We start from the raw sequence: 17,612 nt of genomic DNA, 5'->3' as shown, positions 1-17,612 counted from the left end.
CTTGTCCCAGCCTTCCTTCTTCGCCGTCTCGGTCAGATCGCCCATGACGCCGGCCTGGGCATAATCGAGCACGGTATAACCGAGCATCTGCGAGGCCGTCGGATAGGTGCCGGCCGCAACCATCGCCTTCAGCGCCGTCATCGCCGCATCGCCGCCACCGCCGGCAACCGGAACGTCCTTCCAGGCAAAACCTTCCTTCGAAAGATCCTGCTTCAGAACATTCAGTGCCGCTGCCTCGCCACCCGACGTCCACCAGTGCAGCATCTGTACTTCCTTCACGTCGGCGGCGCGTACGGACACGCTAGCACCGGCCAAAGCCAATGCGATCATTGCGGTCGTGGTCAAAAACCTGTTCATCGAAGAACCTCCCAGTTCAAGTTTGGAAGATGCGGGACCCATTCCCGCACCAATCACCCGCCCTCCTCGAGCGTAGTTCGGCCGCCGGCTAAGCCAGCTTTTCCGTCTGCGGCATCCACCAACTGGTGCGTTTGCCGATATGCATGTTGAGTGTCTTGGTCTCGGTGTAATCTTCGACCGCATGGCGGCCGAGCTCACGGCCAAGGCCGCTTTGCTTGTAACCGCCGAAGGGAAGTTCCGAGGCGCCGTCCATGAAGGTGTTCATCCAGACCGTCCCTGCCCGCACCGACCGGCCGATCGTCAGGCACGTGTCGAAATCGCGGCTCCAGACACCGGCCGACAGGCCGTAGTCGATGGAATTCGCAATCTTGATCGCCTCGGCAGACGTCTCGAATGTCAGGACCGAAAGGACCGGACCAAAGACTTCCTCGCGCGCCACGGCCATATCAGGGGTGACCTCTTCGAGGATCGTCGGCGACATGAACTGCCCCATGCCAAGATCGAGCGTCTCGCCGCCATGGGCGACGCGGGCACCGCCGCTCCTCGCCCCGGCGACGTATCCCGATATCTTCTCCAGGTGCTGCGGCGTGATGATGGCGCCCACCTGCGTCGAAGGATCAAGAGGGTCGCCGACCTTCACTGCCTTCGACAATTCGGCAATCCGCTTGACGACATCGGAAGCGATTGATTTGTGAAGGATCAGCCGCGAGCCGGCATTGCAGCACTCGCCGGCATTGAAGTATGCGCCGAAGACCGCGGCATCGACAAACGCATCGAGATCGGCATCCGGGAACACGATCTGCGGGTTCTTCCCACCCAGTTCCAGCGAGACCTTCTTCAGCGTCTGTGCAGCATTCGACATCGTCAGCTTTCCGACACCGGTCGAGCCGGTGAACGACACCATGTCGACGTCGGGATGGGAGGTCATGACCGCGCCGACCTCTGGTCCCGTGCCGGTGACAATGTTGACGACACCATCCGGAATGCCTGCCTGCTGCAGGATCTCGCCCAGCACGAGCGTCGATCCTGAGGTCAGCTCCGAGGGCTTGACGACGGTCGTGCAACCTGCGGCCAGAGCGAATGGCAGCTTCTGGCCGACGATCAGGAAGGGAAAGTTCCAGGGCGTGATGATCGACACTACGCCGATCGCTTCGCGCAAGACGACGCCCAATGTGCCATCGCCGAGCGTGTTATAGCTTTCACCATGGAGGTCGCGGGCAAGAGCCGCCGCGTAGCGCCATATGTCAACGGAGGCGGCAATTTCTCCCCGCACCTGCGTGATCGGCTTTCCTGCCTCGATAGCATCGAGAAATGCCAGCTCCTCTGCGCGCGCCGCGATCAGGTCGGCAGCCTTGAGCAGGATGGCGGAACGTTCGGAAGCGGTCATTCGAGGCCACGGCCCGAGGTCGAACGCCTTGCGTGCCGCAGCGATCGCACGTTCGGCGTCGTTCTTGCTACCGGTCGGAAACCGGCTGATCACGACGCCATGGCTCGGCGCGACACGCTCGATCGGATCGGAGGCACCAGCCTCCCATTTGCCATCGATGAGCATCTTGAAATCACGCGCTTTGTGGTCGCTGAGCGCGGTGGGGTTGACGAGCACCGTCATTACCATTCTCCCTTGAACGTTGCCGGGCGCTTCTCGCAGAATGATGCGACGCCCTCCTTCAGATCGCCGGTCTTCGCAGCGAGGATCGAGCCAAGGGCTTCGACCGCGGTTCCATTGTCTTCGCCGTTCGCCGATGCGATCATCAACTTCGCGATCTCGGTCGCAGCCGGCCCCCTTGCGGCGATCCGCTGCGCATATTCCCTGGCAGCGGTCACCGCGTTTCCGGTGGGAACGACCGCGTCCACGATACCCAGCAGGCGTGCTTCTTCGGCTGTGAATATCTCGCCGCCGAGCGCCATGCGTCGGACGGCCTGCGCCCCGAACCGGCGCACAAGACGCTGAGTCCCGGACCAGCCCGGGACCATCCCAAGGCCGGTTTCCGGCAGACCAATCTTGATCTGCTCCTCTGCAAGGCGAATGTCGGCAACCCCTGCAAGTTCAAGCCCTCCTCCGAGGGCGTGGCCGTTGAGAGCCGCAATGAGCGGCACCCGCAGGGTCGCCAGTCTTTCGAAGATACGGTGACCGTGCCGAACCCAGAGATGACCGAACTCCTGAGGCAACATTCCGCCCCAGGCCTTGATATCGCCTCCGGCGGAAAAGCCCTTTCCTTCGCCCGTGAGAATGGCAGCGCGCACATTGGCGTTGGCCTCCACCTCGTCGGCAGCGTCCACCAATGCCTTGAGCATGTCGAGGTCGAGCGCGTTCAGCTTCTCCGGACGAGAAATCGTCAGTGTCGCAACATGTCCATCGACATCAATTCTGACTGTTCCGCTAGCCATGGAAGCTGCCCTCCAGCGTCCGTGCCCCTTTGACCGGAAGCGACAGGCCGATGTTCGCTTCCCTAAAGAGCTCGGCATCCATCACTTTCAGGTCGGGCGCGACGATCAGCGGAAATTCCGACTGATCGAGGATATGGGACTGGAGATCGACACCGGGGGCAATCTCGGTGAGGACGATACCATCAGGCGTCAGCTTCATCACGCACCGCTCGGTGACATAGGTTATATCCTGCCCCTGCTCGATCGCACGCCTACCGCTGAAAGTGACGTGTTCCACCTCGTTCACAAGCTTCTTCAACTTGCCTTCCTTCTCGATGAGAAGAGATCCATCGGCGATCGAAAGCTTCGCTCCGGCATTGAACATGCCGGAGAAGACGATCTTCTTTGCCCGCGCCGTGATGTCGACGAAGCCTCCGGCACCAGCCGTCACATGCGGCCGGAACGAGAGCTTCGAGACGTTGACCGAACCGTCTTTGCCGATCTCGAGGAAGGACAGCAGCGAGGCATCGAAGCCTGCGCCCTGGAAATAGGTGAACTGATAGGGAGACGGCATGTAGGCGTCGGCATTGGAGGCGCAGCCAAAGGCGAAGTCGAGCAACGGCACCCCACCGACCGCACCTTGCTCGATGACCCAGGTGACGGCGCCGTGGAGCCCTTCCTCCAGCAGGATGCGCGGCACGTTGGCCGAGATGCCGAAGCCGAGATTGACGCAGCTCCCCGCCTGAAGTTCTTGCGCGACGCGACGCGCGATGACTTTCTGAACATTGAACTCCGGAACGCTGAAGCTATCGAGCGGGCGGAAGATCTCCCCGGAAATTGCCGGATCGTATTGCGTCTGCGTCGTCTGCTTCTGTTCCGGATCGACGACCACATAGTCGACCAGCATCCCGGGCACCCGAACGTCATGGGGTTTCAGCGAGCCTTCCTTGGTGATCCGCTTGACCTGGGCGATAACGATGCCGCCGTTGTTGCGTGCGGCCAGCGCCTGATCGAGGCCGCCGAGGTAGGCGCCTTCATGTTCGTATGTCAGGTTGCCGCGCTCGTCGGCGGTGGTGGCGCGGATGATGGCAACCTCAGGGACGATCGAGGGAAAGAACAGCCAGTCGTCGCCCTCGAAGCTGACGCGCTTGACCACCGCATGCTCCGAAGCCAGGCCGTTCATCGCGCAACCCTGCCGCTCGGGATCGACGAATGTATCGATGCCGATCTTGGTCAGGACGCCCGGCCGCTTCGCGGCGGCTTCGCGATGGATGTCGAAGAGGATACCTGAGGGGATGTTGTAGGCCGGGATTTCGTTGTTGGTGATCATTTGCCAGATCAGCGGCGGCTCTGATGACGACGGGCCGGACGGATAGGAACCACCGATGATGCGCTTGAGCAGCCCCTTCTTGGCGATATAGTCGACGCCCTTGATGCCACTCATATCACCGGCAGCGATCGGATGAAGGGTCGTGATATCACGGGGATGGCCGGTCGCATCGAAACGTTCACCAATCGCCTTCAGCATGAGATCCGGGCAACCGAGACCGCTCGAGGAAGACACCGTTACAACAGCGCCATCCGGGATCAGCGCGGCCGCTTCGGTCGGGGTGAGATGCTTGTTCATTGGCGTTACTCAGAGTCCTGTTTCGATTTTTACGCTCTTGCGGGCTCCGCAGCTCTCGCGAACAACCAGCCGAACCGATGTTGTCACAGTCTCCGCCTCGGCCTTGCCCGCATTGATCTGCTTGAGAAGCAGTTGCGCGCCGCGGCGCCCAATGCCCTGCGGATCGACCGAAACCGTTGTGAGTGCGGGAACCGCCGCCTGAGCCTCGATGACGTCATCGAAACCCACGACCGCGAAGTCGGAGCCGGGCTCCAGACGGCGCGCACGCAATCCGTCGCAAACACCGAAGGCTACGGCATCGTTGAAGCAGACGGCTGCCGTGGGTTTGTCGGCAAGAACGATCGCTTTTCCGATCGCCTCCACCCCGCCAGCTCGCGAAGGCGCCGACGAGATGACAAGTTCTTGGTGATAGTCGAGCCCGGCTGCCTCTATGCCGCTTCGGTAACCCGCAAGGCGGTCGTCGAAGACAGCGGTGTCGGGAAAGCCGCCGAGAAAAGCGATGCGCTTGTGACCAAGCTCCGCCAAGTGCTCGACCGCAGACACCATGCCAGCCCGGTTGTCGGAGACGACGGACGAGACTTTGGCGCCAGGCAGGCTTCGAACGACCACCACCACCGGAATCCCTGCCGCGACGAGTGGCTTGAAGTCTGCGGCATCGGTGGCGCGCGCCGGCGACACGATGAGCCCCGAAATACCATGCTCCCGCATCGATGCGACAACCTCGCGCTGCCTATCGATGCTCTCGCTGGTGTTCGACAGGAACTGCACGAATCCGGCCGACTGAACAACCATGTCGACGCCGACTGCCAGTTCCGCGAAGAAGCTGTTCGTCAGGTCGTTCACGACGACCCCGATGATCCTCGATTTGGCACTGGCCTGCCGAAGATTGGCTGCGCCGCGATTGTAGACGTAGCCCAGCTCGCGCATCACGGCATTGACCTTGGAACGCGTCCCCTCATTGACCAGGGAGGACCCCTGAAGCACCAGCGAAACCGTCGATTTCGAGACGCCTGCGGCTTTCGCAATGTCGATGACGGTTACCCGCGCCTTTGTCACGTCTTCCTCCCGACGCCAACGTCGAATGATTACCTAAATATTTGGAACGTTCCAATTCTGTCAAGCGAAATTTATACGAACCGCTATCTATTAGAAGCATCTGCGGCAAATTTCTGCCTCCCCGACTGCTGGAATCTCATCCCGAAAATTGGAACGGTCTAAAAAATGATCATAACTGAGAGGCATATGTCGATATTTTTCGACCTGGAGAATCGTGCGTGGCGCACGACCGACCGATGCGTTGGCAGCAAAAATGTAGAGGATTCAGGCTCGCCCGGTATTTCCGTCGAAGCGATCAAGGCGGCGTAATCGGCGGACCTTCTGGCAAAAGCAGGAAGGGCCTCTATTCTGTGTTGATAGACGTTGTGACAAGCCCAGTGGAGACCATGGAGACATGAAATTGCGCGCCGAGCTGACGGTTCTGCCGCCACGCGAACAGGCGCGGCGCTTGGCAGCGATCGCCGCGGTTTTGGTCGCACAGATCGAGCGCACCGAACCCGACGCGCGCGAAACCAAGGCCGCCTTGGCGGCAATCCGCACCTGGGGTGATGGCGGACGCCTGACAGGCCGGTACTTCTCCGACCTCATCTACAGCGACGATGAGCACGGGACGCTCCGCCGGCTCTCCGAGGCAGTGGGAAAGCCCAGCGAAGACGGCTGGAACGCGCTGACGACAGCAGCCATGTACGTCGCCTGGCTTGTTTATCAGGAGACAGGTGAACCCATGCCGAGTGATGTCAACGAAGTGGGAGAGGACAGCCTTGACCTTCTGGACGAGCAACTGGCCAAACTCGGCTGAAGTCCCCTCGCCGCTCGCTATTGCTCGCAGCTATTCCATGGCTCACATAACCGTCCGCATTTGCCTAGCGGACCTTCATCGGCTTCGTCTCGAGCGGGATGAGAGGCTTGTAGGAAGCGCCTCCGAGCTCCCTCAGGTGTTCCTGCTTTGCCTGGCAGATCAACTCGCTGTCCTGGAGACATCTGGCGGCGGCGGCGGCCATGACCTTGCCGGCCTGAAGCATTCCTTTATGCGCGTAGGAAGTCTTGCCCTGCGCAACCATCTGCCAGCTATGCGGAGGCGTTCCGTAGGCTGATGTCGCCATATAGACCTGTCCGGTGGGAACGATCCAGCTGACGTCGCCGACATCGGTCGAGCCATGCAGAAATGTCGGCTTTTCCTGAAACTCGTTCACATGTCCGGAGAGGATCGTCCCGCGCTTCTCGATGCGCGCTTGAACATCCCTCGGAAAAGTCCTCTGGATCTCCGCCGCGAACTCCTTCTCGCTGTTCGAGAAGGACGCTCCGCCGATCTTGTCGAGCTCCTGGTGAATCACACCTGCCAGCGTGGCGTTCGGTATCAGGTCGGCAGAGGCTGCATCGAAGGTGATTTCGACCTCCGTTCCCGTCATCAGTGCCGCTCCACGAGCCACGTCCTTGACCCGCTCGGTGATGTCCCGCACCTGATCCATCAGCGGCGCGCGGACCTTGTAGAGTACTTCGGCCTGCGACTGGACGACATTGGGCGCCTTTCCGCCGGTATCCGTTATTGCATAGTGAATTCTGCCGTCCTGGACGATGTGCTCGCGCAGGAAATTTGCCCCGACATTCATCAGCTCGACTGCATCGAGCGCGCTTCGCCCGAGATGGGGCTCGAAGCCCGCATGTGCGCTCACACCACGGAAAGTGAAATAGACCTGGTTCGTCGCCAGCATTCTTGCATGGTAGGCGAGGTTCTCATCCCACGGGTGCCATGTGAAGGCGACGTCGACGCCATCGAACAATCCCTCTCGGGCCATGAAGGCCTTTCCGCCGCCGCCTTCTTCGGCAGGGCAGCCGTAGAAGCGGATCGTACCGGCAAGCCCGAGTTCGTCCTTGCAGGCCTTGAGCGCGATGGCGGCGGCGAGCGAACCGACACCCAGCAGATTATGCCCGCATCCATGGCCGTTGCCGCCGGGGACGACGGGCTTGTATCCCGCGACGTCGCCCTCCTGGCTGAGATTGGGTAGCGCATCGAACTCGCCCAGGATCGCCACAACGGGCTGTCCCCTACCGTAGCTCGCGACGAAAGCCGTCTCGATTCCCCCGGCCTGGCGCTCGACTGAGAATCCCTCCGCTTCGAGAATGTCGGCCAGAAGTGCAGCCGACTTGTACTCTTCATATCGGATTTCGGCGAAGGACCAGATTTCATTCGCTGCCGATTGCAGCCCCTCCGCCTTGTCGGTGACAGCGCGCTCGATGATGTCGTTATATGTCATTTCACCAGTCCTGGAATTGCTTGATCTGCGACCAGCTCTTCCTTGCTTCCGGCCGGAAGCGTTGCTGCCACGGCGAGGGTCACGATGGCGCAGCCGATCATCGCCAGGAAGGCTGTCTGATAGTTCTGATCCGTGGCTTGCAGGATGGCGCCGATCGCTGTGGGCGAGACGAACGATCCGATCTGGGCGAGCGAATTGATCAGGCCCGTCGCGGTCCCCACGGAGTGGCTGGGGTAGTGCTTCATGATCGTCACGAACACGCTGATCGAGATCGCGTTCAGAAACACGTTTGAAACCGTCAGATAGAAGAAGGCCAGCGGGATGGATGTAGCGTTGGCCATCAGATAGATGAACACCGCCGACACCAGCGCGCCGATACAGATGAGGTACTTTTCCTTCTTGTGGAAATAGCGGTCGAGCAGCCAGCCGCAGAACAGGAAGGACAGGAAGCCGAGCGTCGGCGGGATTGCCGAGTAGGCGCCCATCGACATCATGCTCATGCCCTTGACCTTCACCCAATAGGACGGAAGCCAGGACTGGAGACCCCAGAACACGATGTTCGTGAAGAAGTAGCAGAGGGCGATCTTCCAGGTCAGCGAGTTCTTGAGCAGAGCCGTGATCCGGGCTTTTTCCGACTTTTCTGCCTTCGGCCCGACGGATATCGAAGCAGCGCCAACCATCGGCTTCATGATCAGATAGAGCAGGATCGCAAGGGCCAGTCCGACCAGGCCGAGGGTGATGAACATGACACGCCAGTTGAAGTAGGCGATCAGCGCGGTGGTGACGAGCGAGCCCACGGCAAAGCCCACGGACGCTCCCGACTGAATGACCGATTTCGGCCTGGCCATGCTCTCCTTTTTGAAGTTCTCGGTTATGGCCACCGAGCTTCCCGCCGGGAACACAGCCTCGCCCATTCCGACCAGAGCGCGCGACACGGCCAGCCCCATCGCGGAGCCGACCGCACCGCACGCGATCGTGCCGATCGACCAGATGCCGACTGCCGAGGTCAGGACCGAGCGGGTTCCTAGCCGATCAACAAGGTAGCCCCCGATGAGCTGCGTCAGAGAATAGGCGAGAAAGAATGCGCTGATGATCATCCCGGACTGTTCGGAGGTCAGGTGGAACTCGTCGACGATCGGAATGATGGCGATGTTGATCGCGGTCTTGTCGAGGAACCCGACGACCCAGCAGATGAACAGCATCGCGACGATAATGTGCCTGCGCTTGATTTGACTAAGCATGGAATGCTCCCCTTTTGAGCGTTTATAAAACATGCTTAATATGTGAGCAGCCGTTTTTGGATGTTGAAACACACATCACACTCAGTTTATTTGTGTGAAAAGATACATGGGTGCCACATGACGATCATGAACGAAATTGAGAGTTCGCTTTTGCTTTTGTCGAGCCGACCGCTCGTGAGCTGGCGGCGAGCTTCGGGTCGACCGACGATTCCGGACACCGACGCGTCGGAACCTACGATCACCTTCAGCCACCGCCGCGACGAGGACGATGCCATATTGACCGCCGATATTTCCTATTTTGCAGGGGCCGTCTGCGAGGTGCGGATTCCCGGCGCCCACTATGAAACCGTCTTCGCCCGCCTACAGAAGATAGTGCTTAGCGCGGTCATCCGCTTTCAGAACCGCGCGGTCCAGGCCATGAATGCCATCAATCGCAATGTCCTCGATTCTCTCGATCCGAACGAGATCAACATGAACGCGATCGAGCAGACGCTGAGTGTGATAGCCGCGAGCGATGCTGGCGTACTGAGACTTTACGACGAGGCGTCGGGTCTCCTCATTCCGGTGTCGCAGGTCGGCTTCGACGACGATTATTACAATTATCGCACCACGCCTCAAGAATCGATCTCCGGCAGCGTGTTCTCAACCGGAACGGCCGTCCTGCTGAACTCCCCGGAAGATATCAGGGACGCTCATGCGAACCTGCGTGAGCCGAACGTTCGCTTCCTGTCCGAACAGCGCCTCTCTCATAGCCTTATCTGCGTTCCCATCAGGACGGATACGACGACGCTGGGGACGCTGACAGTCATGTCGTTTCGGGAGGGGTCCGCCTATGGTGAATTCAGCGTAAGCCTGCTTGCAGCCGTCGCGACGCAGCTTGCCATCGCCTACAAGAAGTCGCAGGCCTACGAGTTGGCCGTCCGATCGAATGAAAGCATCAACCGGATGCGGCTGGAGATCGAAAAGCGCAATGCGGAGCTGGCGCGCTCGCTCTCGGCCCATGACGACATCCTCTCCATCTTCACGCACCACCGGCCACTCAGCGAACATCTCGAGGAAATAGCGACGCATTACGGCATCGATTTCCACTACGCCGATATTTTTGGAACGACGTTCGGGTCCAAGGAATGGAAGGAGCCGAAGACCACGGAGGCCGTCCTCGTGCATCCCGTCCGTGTCGCCGACGACGTCGTCGGAGCCTTTCGTTTCGAGCGCGGCGACAAAGCAAGCTATGCCGCTGCGATCTTGGGCGTGGTATCCGCTTTCGTAGCGCTCGAAATTGTCCGCAGCGCGTCACAGGACGAAATCCTCAACAGCAAGAGACGGAAGCACTTCGAGGCCTTGGGAAGGGATGATCTCGTCACGTCTGGCGGAGCCGTCCGGTTCGGCTTCCAGATCAGGAAGTACTGCCAGATCATCTTTGTCAGGCACGAGCAGGAGAGCGCCCAGAACCAGAGCCTGTTCCTGCAGAGAACGCTGCAGCAGGCATTGAAGGCGGCGACGATCCGCAACCAGCTGTCGTTCTATACGGACGAAGGCGTCTTCCTGCTGTTCTGCGCCGCCACCGAGGAAACCCTGAGGACGAACCTGGAATCCATCGGAGACCAGGCGGCTGCGGAGGGATGGTGTTGCGGGGCGAGCCTGATTCAAAGCGCGCCCCATCGTTATCCCGAAGCCGCCGCCCAGGCTGTCGAGGCCGCGCATCTCATGGGCATGCGGCATCGGCCGGGCATCCTCATGCACAGCGAGACCGGCATCGACAGACTGCTGCGCAAACAATCCGCTGCTGATATCCTCGAATTCGCAGATCAGATACTCGCTCCCTTCGAGAATGAAGCAAACGGCGACGCCCTTCTAAGGACCTTGGAAATCTACATCGAGAGCGGAAAATCAGCGTCCAAGGCAGCGGCCTCCCTCGGCATACACATCAACACCCTCTATCAAAGGCTGCAGCGGGCGCAGCTATTGATGGGCAAGGACATCGACAATAAGGACGATTATCTGCTGCTCAGCCTGGCGTTCCACCTGAAGTCGACATACGGTTCTCCGCAGCCTGCCGGCAGAATCAAAGCAGCTTCCGCTTGAACGCTGGTTCGCCTATCGCAAACGACAGAAGTATTCCGGATCAGGCGTGTGCTCCAGGTTTCCGTCGAGGACTTCCCGCCGGTAGACATTAGCGAAACTTTATCGTTTCTGACGAATGCTACGGATACGTGCAAACGCGCCAGATCTGAAGCAGGGCCGGATGATGTCACACTCGTTTGAATCCATTCTGGAGAGCCTGCCTCAGGGCATTGTTCTGCTTGATCCTGCCGGTACGGTGACGGCTTTCAATTCACGCACGCTTGATATTCTCGGCCTTCCGCAAGGAGCCATTCGCAAAGGCATGAATATCGACGGATTGCCGGGCACTGCAGACTGCCGTGCGGTGGCGTCCCGGCGATCGATGGTCGGTGGACCGCCCACGTCTCCGTTTGCCCTTTCGGACGGAGGAATGGTCTCATTGACCTGCGCCCCATCGAGGGATGGAGGCTGGATCCTCAGTTATGAAGACATCTCGACTCTCATTCGGGTCGAAGACAGCCTGACCGAACAACATCGCCGGTTCGACGCAGCCCTCAGCAACATGCCGCATGGGCTATGCATGTTCGATTCGACCAAGAACCTGATATTGTGCAACGCCTCCTACGCGCGGATGTACAATCTGCCGGACCTTCTGACGCAACCGGGAACGCCGCTTGTGGATATCCTGGCCTATCGCAACCGGGAGGGAAATGGCCCGGCCGATACCACGACCTATTTTGACGTGGTCTTTGAAGCGACAGCCCGCGGTGCGCCGGCCAGCCAGAACATCGTTCTGGCCGATGGACGCGTTATCAAGATCACCCACAATCCGATGCAGAACGGTGGATATGTGGCCACCCATGAGGACGTCACCAAGACCGTTCGACTTGCCGAAGAGCTGCGCCGGCATCACGATCAGCTCGAAGCGACGGTGCAGAGCCGCACGGCGGAAGTCGAGCGGCAGGCGCGGGAACTCGAGCGCATGCTGGCGCAGGAGCGGAACATCAACGAATTGCAGCGGCAATTCGTGGCGATGGCATCCCATGAATTCAGGACCCCGCTTGCAATCATCGACGCTGCTGCCCAGCGGCTGCTGCGAAAAAGGGGGGCGGTCGAGCCCGAATTTCTCAGCGACAAGGTCGATCAAATCCGCGCATCGGTGAACCGGATTGTCGATCTCATGGAGAGCATCCTGTCAGCGGGACGCCTTGATACCGGCAAGATCGATATCAATTACGGCGCCTGCGCATTGAGATCATTGATAGAAACCTGTTGCGAGCGGCAGTCGACAATCGCAAAGTCGCACAGTTTTGTGTTGGATATCGATGGGCTGCCGGAGTTCATCGATGCCGATCCCCGCACTTTGGCACAGGTCTTTACCAACCTGCTTTCCAATGCCGTCAAATACGCGCCTGGAACATCGGAAATTCGCGTCACGGCATGGGCGGAGACAGGAAACGTTAAAGTTTCCATCAGCGATGACGGGGTGGGGATCGATCCAGAAGACGTGCCACGGCTGTTCCAGCGCTATTTTCGTGCCCGGACGTCGACCGGGATTGCCGGAACGGGTATCGGCCTCAACCTGGTGAAGCAGATCGTTGAACTGCATAGCGGCTCGATAGAGGTTCGAAGCGAAAGAGGATGCGGATCGACATTTACCGTAACCCTTCCCATCAAGAGAATTGGTAACGCTTCCGCGACCAGTGACGCTGCCTGATGTTTCAGGATTGCTGTCCTGCATATCTACCCTATCCTTCTCACAATAGAGGAGGATCATGCCATGGCTTTCATTCACACCCCCAATGCATCCGCCAGCGAGAAGACGACGTCGATGTATGCGTCGGCCGAGGCGAACTACGGATATCTGCCGAACATGTACCGGGCCTTCGGCCACCGGCCGGAGGTGATGGAGAGCTGGGCAGCGCTGCTTTCAAGCATTCGCGGCCATATGAGCCTGCGGCGCTATGAACTGGTGACGCTGGCGGCGGCAAAAGAGCTGAAATCCTCGTATTGCATGCTGGCGCACGGCTCGGTGCTGCTGCGCGAGGGTTTCACCAGCGACGGGCTGACAGCTGTTGTCAACGAGACGGAGAAGGCGCCGATCGATGCCGGCGAACGCGCGATCATGGCCTTTGCCGCCAAGGTGGCACGCGATGCGACGTCGGTGACACAGCAGGATATAGATGGCCTGAAAAAACACGGGCTGAGCGATGCCGATGTGTTCGACGTCACCGCTGCGGCAGCGGCCCGGTGTTTCTTCTCGAAAATGCTGGATGCGCTGGGCGCTGCACCCGACCACGCCTATATCGAGCGGCTGGAGCCGAATGTGCGAAAGACGCTCAGCGTCGGCCGGGAAGTCGAGCGGCCTCTGGCGCCCTCACCGTCCCGCGGCACATCGCAATGATGCGATGACGGAGAGCGTCCGGCGTGTGCTCTTGCGGCTCCAACTCCTCAGGCCGTCACTCCTGCGGCCTCTACTCCTGCGGTTTGTCCGCAAAATGCTGGATCGCGAACTCGGCGATATTCTGGCTCGACCGATCGGCGTCGTCGAGCAAAGAGGGAAACAGCTGCCACTGATGCGGCATGCCCGGCCAGACCTCGGTGGTGACATCCACTCCCGCCTGGTGCGCCTTGTCGGCGAGCCGTAGCGTATCATCCAGCAGGACTTCGCCGGAGCCGACCTGCAGCAGCAGCGGCGGAAAGCCGGCCATGTCGGCATAGAGCGGCGATGCCTGGGGATCGGTCGGAGACCGGCTGCGGAGATAGGTCTTGCGCAGCGTCTCGATCTCAGCCTTGCCGAGCAGTGGGTCGTTTCCGGCATTTGATGTCATCGAGCCGCCCGTCGCGGCAAGATCGGTGATGGGGCTGAGGGCAATCACGGCAGCCGGCAGCGGTTTCGCCGCCTGCATCTGCCGCAGCACCGTCTCGATCGCGATATTGCCGCCGGCGCCATCTCCGGCGACGATGATGTTCTCGTTGCGATAGCCGTTGTCGAGAAGCCAACGATAGGCTGTCAGCGCATCGTTGATCTGCGCGGGATAAGCATATTCGGGCATCAGCCGATAATCGATGAGAAGAACGTCGCTGGACGCGGCCTTGGCGAGAGATCCCGCGAGCAGGCTGTGCGTGCGGATCGAGCCGCTGGAAAAGCCGCCGCCATGAACATAGAGGATCACCCTTTGGCCAATTGGATGATGAAGACGAGCGGGCCACATCAACTCGGCATCGACGCCGTCGGCATCGACTTGCCGAACCTGGATGCGCGTCGGCCCCGGCGTCGTCTCCATCAGCGTCCTGAAGGCTGTCCGCCGCTGCTGCAGGCTATCGGCGCCGGCAAAGTGATCTTTCCAGAGGCCGATGAATTTTTCGACCTGCTCGCGCGAGATTTGGCTTTGCGGTCCGATGTCTCGCCCGGCCGCCGCCGAGGCGAGCAGCATCAGCGCAGCCAACGCAGGAAACAGACCGCTGATCCGCTTTAGTCCTCTTCGATTGGCAGTTGGCAAAATCCGACGGTTCATCAACCTCTCCCGATGATGCGGGCCATGACGGCCATGGCAGTATCTTTGGCCAGTTCACGCGGCGAAGTCAAAAGGGTGAGCGATGCGAATCCCGACCTTTTTACTCGGCTCTCATCGCGTCGATGACTGCTCTGAAGCCCGCCGACATGTGGCGGCGGCTCGGATAGTAGAGATAGAGCGGTTCCTCCGGTTGGCACCAGTCGTCCAGCACCTGGATCAGCTCTCCGCTGGCGATCGCCTTCTCCACGCGCGGCTCCCAGATATAGGCAAGGCCGACACCGCCAAGTGCCGCCTGCATCATCAGTTCGTGGTCATCGAGCGACAGCGGTCCGGTTGGCCGAAAGCTGACGGTCTGGCCATCCTTCTCGAATTCCCAGGCATAGCGCGCACCTGACGGAAACATGTTCTGAATGCAGAGATGGCGCTTGAGTTCGTGGGGTATCGTCGGCTTCGGCCGGGTCTCGAAATAGGCGGGCGAACCGACGACGACCAAGCGGATGCGCGGCTTGATGCGCAGCGCGATCATGCCTTCCGTGACGCGCTCGCCGAAGCGGATGCCGGCATCGAAGCCCTCCTCGACGATATCGACCAGCCTGTCGGTCGCGTTGATCTCCAGCTGCAAATGGGGATTGCTTTTGAGCAAGGGGCCGATGATGCGGCCGATGACGAAGGGGCCGATCGAGTTCGGCACATTAATCCTCACCTTGCCGAACGGCGTATCGCGGTAGCGGTTCAGGGCATCGAGCGCTGCTGCCATCTCGCCGAAGGCCGGATCGAGATGCGAGACCAGGAGTTCGCCGGCCTCGGTCAGCGAAACGCTGCGCGTCGTGCGGTTGAGCAGGCGAACGCCGATCCGGTCTTCGAGATTGAGCACGGCATGACTGATTGCGGAAGCGGTGACGCCCCGCTCCTCACCCGCCTTCCGAAAGCTCTTATGCCGCGCGACCGCCGCGAAGGCCGCAAGTTCGGACAGTTCGGTGGCTCGCATTACTGAAATACACTCATCATAGTTTCAAGAATAACAAATCTTATACAGCAACGGATTTTCGGTCAAATTCAACCCGTCAGCACAGAGATGCGACGCCAACCGAACAGTTATCGAGAGGAATTCGTCATGAAAGTCTGGTTCATCACTGGTGCATCCCGCGGCTTCGGCGCGCTGATGACCAAGGAAGCCCTCGCATCAGGCGATGCCGTCATCGCCACCGCCCGCAACCCGAAGACCGTGACCGAGCAGTTCGGTGATCATCCGAACCTGCTTGCTGTCGCCCTCGACGTCACCAACGAGGCACAAGCGAAAGAGGCCGCGGCTGCCGGCATCGCCCGCTTCGGCCGCATCGATGTTCTCGCCAACAATGCCGGCTACGGCCTGCTCGGCGCTGTCGAGGAAGCCACTGCCGAAGAGATCGAAAGGCTCTATGCCACGAACGTCTTTGGTCTGCTGAAGGTGACGCGCGCCGTGCTGCCCTATATGCGCCGCCAGCGTTCCGGCCACATCCTTAACTTTTCCTCGATCGGCGGTTACTTCGGCTATCCCGGCTGGGGCGTCTACGGCTCGACGAAGTTCGCCGTCGAAGGTTTGTCCGAGTCGATGGCCGCCGAACTCGAACCTTTCGGCATCAAGGTGACGATCGTCGAGCCCGGCTTCTTCCGCACGGATTTCCTCGCCGACACGTCGCTGGCGGTGAGCCCGGCCTCCATCGCCGACTACGAAGGCACGCCGGCCGGCAACATGCGCAGTTTCGCCGCCGACGCCAACCATGCCCAGCCCGGCAATCCCGCCAGGCTCGCCACCGGCATCATGACGATGGTCAACTCGGCCAATCCGCCGCTGCGGATGCCGTTCGGCAGCGACACGGTGGCCGTCATCGAGCAGCAGCATGCCAGCGTCGAAAAGGAACTTGCCGCCTGGCGCCAGCTCGCGCTGTCCACGGATTTTCCAAGCGATGCAACGGCCTTGGCCTGAAGGGCACTGCCCGCCACATCCCAGATCTCGGGATGCGGCGGCAGCGCCGCTGTGACCGCAGGAAAACGCATGATGCGGCAAATTAGCATTCGCCTCATGTCTGGAATGACCTAGATCTAGGTTCGATCACCCCACCAGGAAGAGGCGAGCATGTCCATCAAGTCCATCTGCATCTATGGCGCTGGCGCACTCGGCGGCGCTATCGCCGTTAAGCTTGCGAGCCAAGCCGGAAACGACGCCACCATCTCCGTCGTCGCGCGTGGAGCCCATCTCGACGCCATTCGCGACAACGGTCTCAGCCTGCGCGAAGCCGATGCAGAAAGGCCGCTCAATGTCCGCCTCACCGCGACCGACGATCCCAAGACATTGCCGCCGCAGGATCTCGTCATCACCGGCCTCAAGGGGCATCAGCTGGCACCCGCTGCCGAAGGCATTGCAAGCCTCCTCAAGGAAGGTACCCGCGTCGTCATGATCCTTAACGGCATTCCGTGGTGGTATTTTCACCGCGATACCCTGAGCCGGCATGCCGAGCTGCAGTTCGACGAGCTCGATCCCGGCGGCAGGCTTTGGCGGCTGATCGGGCCGCAACGGGTCATCGGCGGTGTCGCTTATCAAGGCGCAGAGGTGATCAATCCCGGTGAGATCCAGCTTGCCAACAACGGCCGCTTCGTGCTCGGCGAGCCCTCGGGCGAGATCTCGCCCGATCTCGAGGCGATCGCCGCGGTGCTGACCGACGCCGGCCTCAACATCACGACGACGCCTGTTATCCGCGACGAGATCTGGAGCAAGCTGATGGGCAATACCGCCTTCAACCCGATCAGCGCGCTGACCAGGGCGCTGATGACCGACATCATGGCAGATCCGGCACTTTCGACCACGGTCGGCAAGGTGATGAACGAGGTCCGCGCCGTCGGCGAGGCCTTGGGCGCGCGTTTCAGCATGACCGTCGAGCAGCGGCTCGAACAATCGCGCCACATCGGCGCCGTGCGCACATCGATGCTGCAGGACCTGATCGGCGGCAAGGCGCTCGAAATCACGCCGCTGGTCGGCATGGTAGTGACGCTCGGACGCCTGAGTGCCGTGCCGACGCCAGACTCGGAAACGATCCTGGCGCTGGTAACGCAATTGGATAGGGAAAACCAGCGCGGCAGCTGATCGCAG

The 17,612-nt window shown here is 60.5% G+C and carries 14 protein-coding genes and 1 pseudogene; 6 read left to right on the top strand and 9 right to left on the bottom strand.

Annotated elements, in window-relative coordinates; genetic code table 11:
* From BS629_RS31750 to BS629_RS31730, 5 genes and pseudogenes are all read right to left on the bottom strand, one after another.
* Positions 1–357 (bottom strand): annotated as a pseudogene (locus tag BS629_RS31750) (sugar ABC transporter substrate-binding protein); the annotation flags it as partial.
* 88 nt (positions 358–445) lie between these two features.
* Positions 446–1,966 (bottom strand): aldehyde dehydrogenase family protein, encoded by a 1,521-nt coding sequence (locus tag BS629_RS31745; protein WP_020572926.1) that lies wholly within the window; start codon positions 1,964–1,966, stop codon positions 446–448.
* Positions 1,966–2,745: an enoyl-CoA hydratase/isomerase family protein gene (locus BS629_RS31740; RefSeq protein WP_018241676.1), complete on the bottom strand. Its 780-nt coding sequence runs from the start codon at positions 2,743–2,745 to the stop codon at positions 1,966–1,968. Before BS629_RS31740 ends, BS629_RS31745 begins: the two co-directional genes overlap by 1 nt.
* Positions 2,738–4,351: an acyl CoA:acetate/3-ketoacid CoA transferase gene (locus BS629_RS31735; protein WP_018241675.1), complete on the bottom strand. Its 1,614-nt coding sequence runs from the start codon at positions 4,349–4,351 to the stop codon at positions 2,738–2,740. The genes BS629_RS31740 and BS629_RS31735 overlap by 8 nt, the downstream gene beginning before the upstream one ends.
* 9 nt (positions 4,352–4,360) lie before the next feature.
* Entirely contained in the window at positions 4,361–5,407 is a 1,047-nt protein-coding gene (locus BS629_RS31730) for a LacI family DNA-binding transcriptional regulator (RefSeq protein ID WP_018241674.1), read from the bottom strand.
* Between the two features lie 394 nt (positions 5,408–5,801).
* On the opposite strand from BS629_RS31730, the gene BS629_RS31725 reads away from it, so the two are divergent.
* A complete protein-coding gene (locus BS629_RS31725; protein ID WP_018241672.1) occupies positions 5,802–6,206 on the top strand; it encodes an Imm6 family immunity protein in 405 nt (134 codons plus the stop codon).
* A gap of 64 nt (positions 6,207–6,270) precedes the next feature.
* Here BS629_RS31725 and BS629_RS31720 read toward each other — a convergent pair whose 3' ends face one another.
* Both BS629_RS31720 and BS629_RS31715 read right to left on the bottom strand, forming a co-directional pair.
* Complete coding sequence (locus BS629_RS31720; protein WP_018241671.1) at positions 6,271–7,662, bottom strand: amidohydrolase; 1,392 nt, start codon at positions 7,660–7,662, stop codon at positions 6,271–6,273.
* The gene (locus BS629_RS31715) at positions 7,659–8,975 is read right to left on the bottom strand and encodes an MFS transporter (RefSeq protein ID WP_245315122.1); all 1,317 of its coding nucleotides are present in this window, start codon (positions 8,973–8,975) and stop codon (positions 7,659–7,661) included. Before BS629_RS31715 ends, BS629_RS31720 begins: the two co-directional genes overlap by 4 nt.
* Before the next feature lie 45 nt (positions 8,976–9,020).
* Between BS629_RS31715 and BS629_RS31710 the strand changes: the two genes are divergently transcribed.
* The 3 genes from BS629_RS31710 to BS629_RS31700 all read left to right on the top strand — a co-directional run bounded on the left by BS629_RS31710 (position 9,021) and on the right by BS629_RS31700 (position 13,371).
* A complete protein-coding gene (locus BS629_RS31710) occupies positions 9,021–10,988 on the top strand; it encodes a helix-turn-helix domain-containing protein (protein ID WP_018241669.1) in 1,968 nt (655 codons plus the stop codon).
* Between the two features lie 160 nt (positions 10,989–11,148).
* On the top strand, positions 11,149–12,684 hold the full coding sequence (locus BS629_RS31705; RefSeq protein ID WP_018241668.1) for a sensor histidine kinase: 1,536 nt from the start codon (positions 11,149–11,151) through the stop codon (positions 12,682–12,684).
* 63 nt (positions 12,685–12,747) lie between these two features.
* Positions 12,748–13,371: a carboxymuconolactone decarboxylase family protein gene (locus BS629_RS31700; protein ID WP_018241667.1), complete on the top strand. Its 624-nt coding sequence runs from the start codon at positions 12,748–12,750 to the stop codon at positions 13,369–13,371.
* Between the two features lie 70 nt (positions 13,372–13,441).
* Here BS629_RS31700 and BS629_RS31695 read toward each other — a convergent pair whose 3' ends face one another.
* Together BS629_RS31695 and BS629_RS31690 are read right to left on the bottom strand one after the other, a co-directional pair.
* Positions 13,442–14,416, bottom strand: coding sequence for an alpha/beta hydrolase (locus BS629_RS31695; RefSeq protein WP_018241666.1), 975 nt, complete (start codon positions 14,414–14,416; stop codon positions 13,442–13,444).
* 169 nt (positions 14,417–14,585) lie between these two features.
* The gene (locus tag BS629_RS31690) at positions 14,586–15,473 is read right to left on the bottom strand and encodes a LysR family transcriptional regulator (RefSeq protein WP_018241665.1); all 888 of its coding nucleotides are present in this window, start codon (positions 15,471–15,473) and stop codon (positions 14,586–14,588) included.
* Positions 15,474–15,599: 126 nt separating this feature from the next.
* On the opposite strand from BS629_RS31690, the gene BS629_RS31685 reads away from it, so the two are divergent.
* Positions 15,600–16,451 carry an oxidoreductase gene (locus tag BS629_RS31685; protein ID WP_018241664.1) on the top strand — a complete coding sequence of 284 codons (852 nt, stop codon included), beginning with the start codon at positions 15,600–15,602 and terminating at the stop codon, positions 16,449–16,451.
* 150 nt (positions 16,452–16,601) lie between these two features.
* The gene (locus BS629_RS31680; RefSeq protein ID WP_018241663.1) at positions 16,602–17,606 is read left to right on the top strand and encodes a ketopantoate reductase family protein; all 1,005 of its coding nucleotides are present in this window, start codon (positions 16,602–16,604) and stop codon (positions 17,604–17,606) included.
* Positions 17,607–17,612: the final 6 nt, after the last annotated feature.

Origin of the sequence: Rhizobium leguminosarum bv. viciae USDA 2370, assembly GCF_002008365.1 — a bacterium.
In the GTDB taxonomy this organism is placed as follows: domain Bacteria; phylum Pseudomonadota; class Alphaproteobacteria; order Rhizobiales; family Rhizobiaceae; genus Rhizobium; species Rhizobium leguminosarum.
This window is presented reverse-complemented; position numbering and strand designations above follow the sequence as displayed.

Excerpts from the sequence above, each read along its gene's own strand:
- BS629_RS31735 (WP_018241675.1), bottom strand. The coding sequence starts at position 4,351 with ATGAACAAGCATCTCACCCCGACCGAAGCGGCCGCGCTGATCCCGGAT.
- BS629_RS31700 (WP_018241667.1), top strand. The coding sequence starts at position 12,748 with ATGGCTTTCATTCACACCCCCAATGCATCCGCCAGCGAGAAGACGACG.
- BS629_RS31720 (WP_018241671.1), bottom strand. The coding sequence starts at position 7,662 with ATGACATATAACGACATCATCGAGCGCGCTGTCACCGACAAGGCGGAG.
- BS629_RS31685 (WP_018241664.1), top strand. The coding sequence starts at position 15,600 with ATGAAAGTCTGGTTCATCACTGGTGCATCCCGCGGCTTCGGCGCGCTG.
- BS629_RS31740 (WP_018241676.1), bottom strand. The coding sequence starts at position 2,745 with ATGGCTAGCGGAACAGTCAGAATTGATGTCGATGGACATGTTGCGACA.
- BS629_RS31705 (WP_018241668.1), top strand. The coding sequence starts at position 11,149 with ATGATGTCACACTCGTTTGAATCCATTCTGGAGAGCCTGCCTCAGGGC.
- BS629_RS31710 (WP_018241669.1), top strand. The coding sequence starts at position 9,021 with ATGACGATCATGAACGAAATTGAGAGTTCGCTTTTGCTTTTGTCGAGC.
- BS629_RS31680 (WP_018241663.1), top strand. The coding sequence starts at position 16,602 with ATGTCCATCAAGTCCATCTGCATCTATGGCGCTGGCGCACTCGGCGGC.
- BS629_RS31690 (WP_018241665.1), bottom strand. The coding sequence starts at position 15,473 with ATGCGAGCCACCGAACTGTCCGAACTTGCGGCCTTCGCGGCGGTCGCG.
- BS629_RS31745 (WP_020572926.1), bottom strand. The coding sequence starts at position 1,966 with ATGACGGTGCTCGTCAACCCCACCGCGCTCAGCGACCACAAAGCGCGT.
- BS629_RS31725 (WP_018241672.1), top strand. The coding sequence starts at position 5,802 with ATGAAATTGCGCGCCGAGCTGACGGTTCTGCCGCCACGCGAACAGGCG.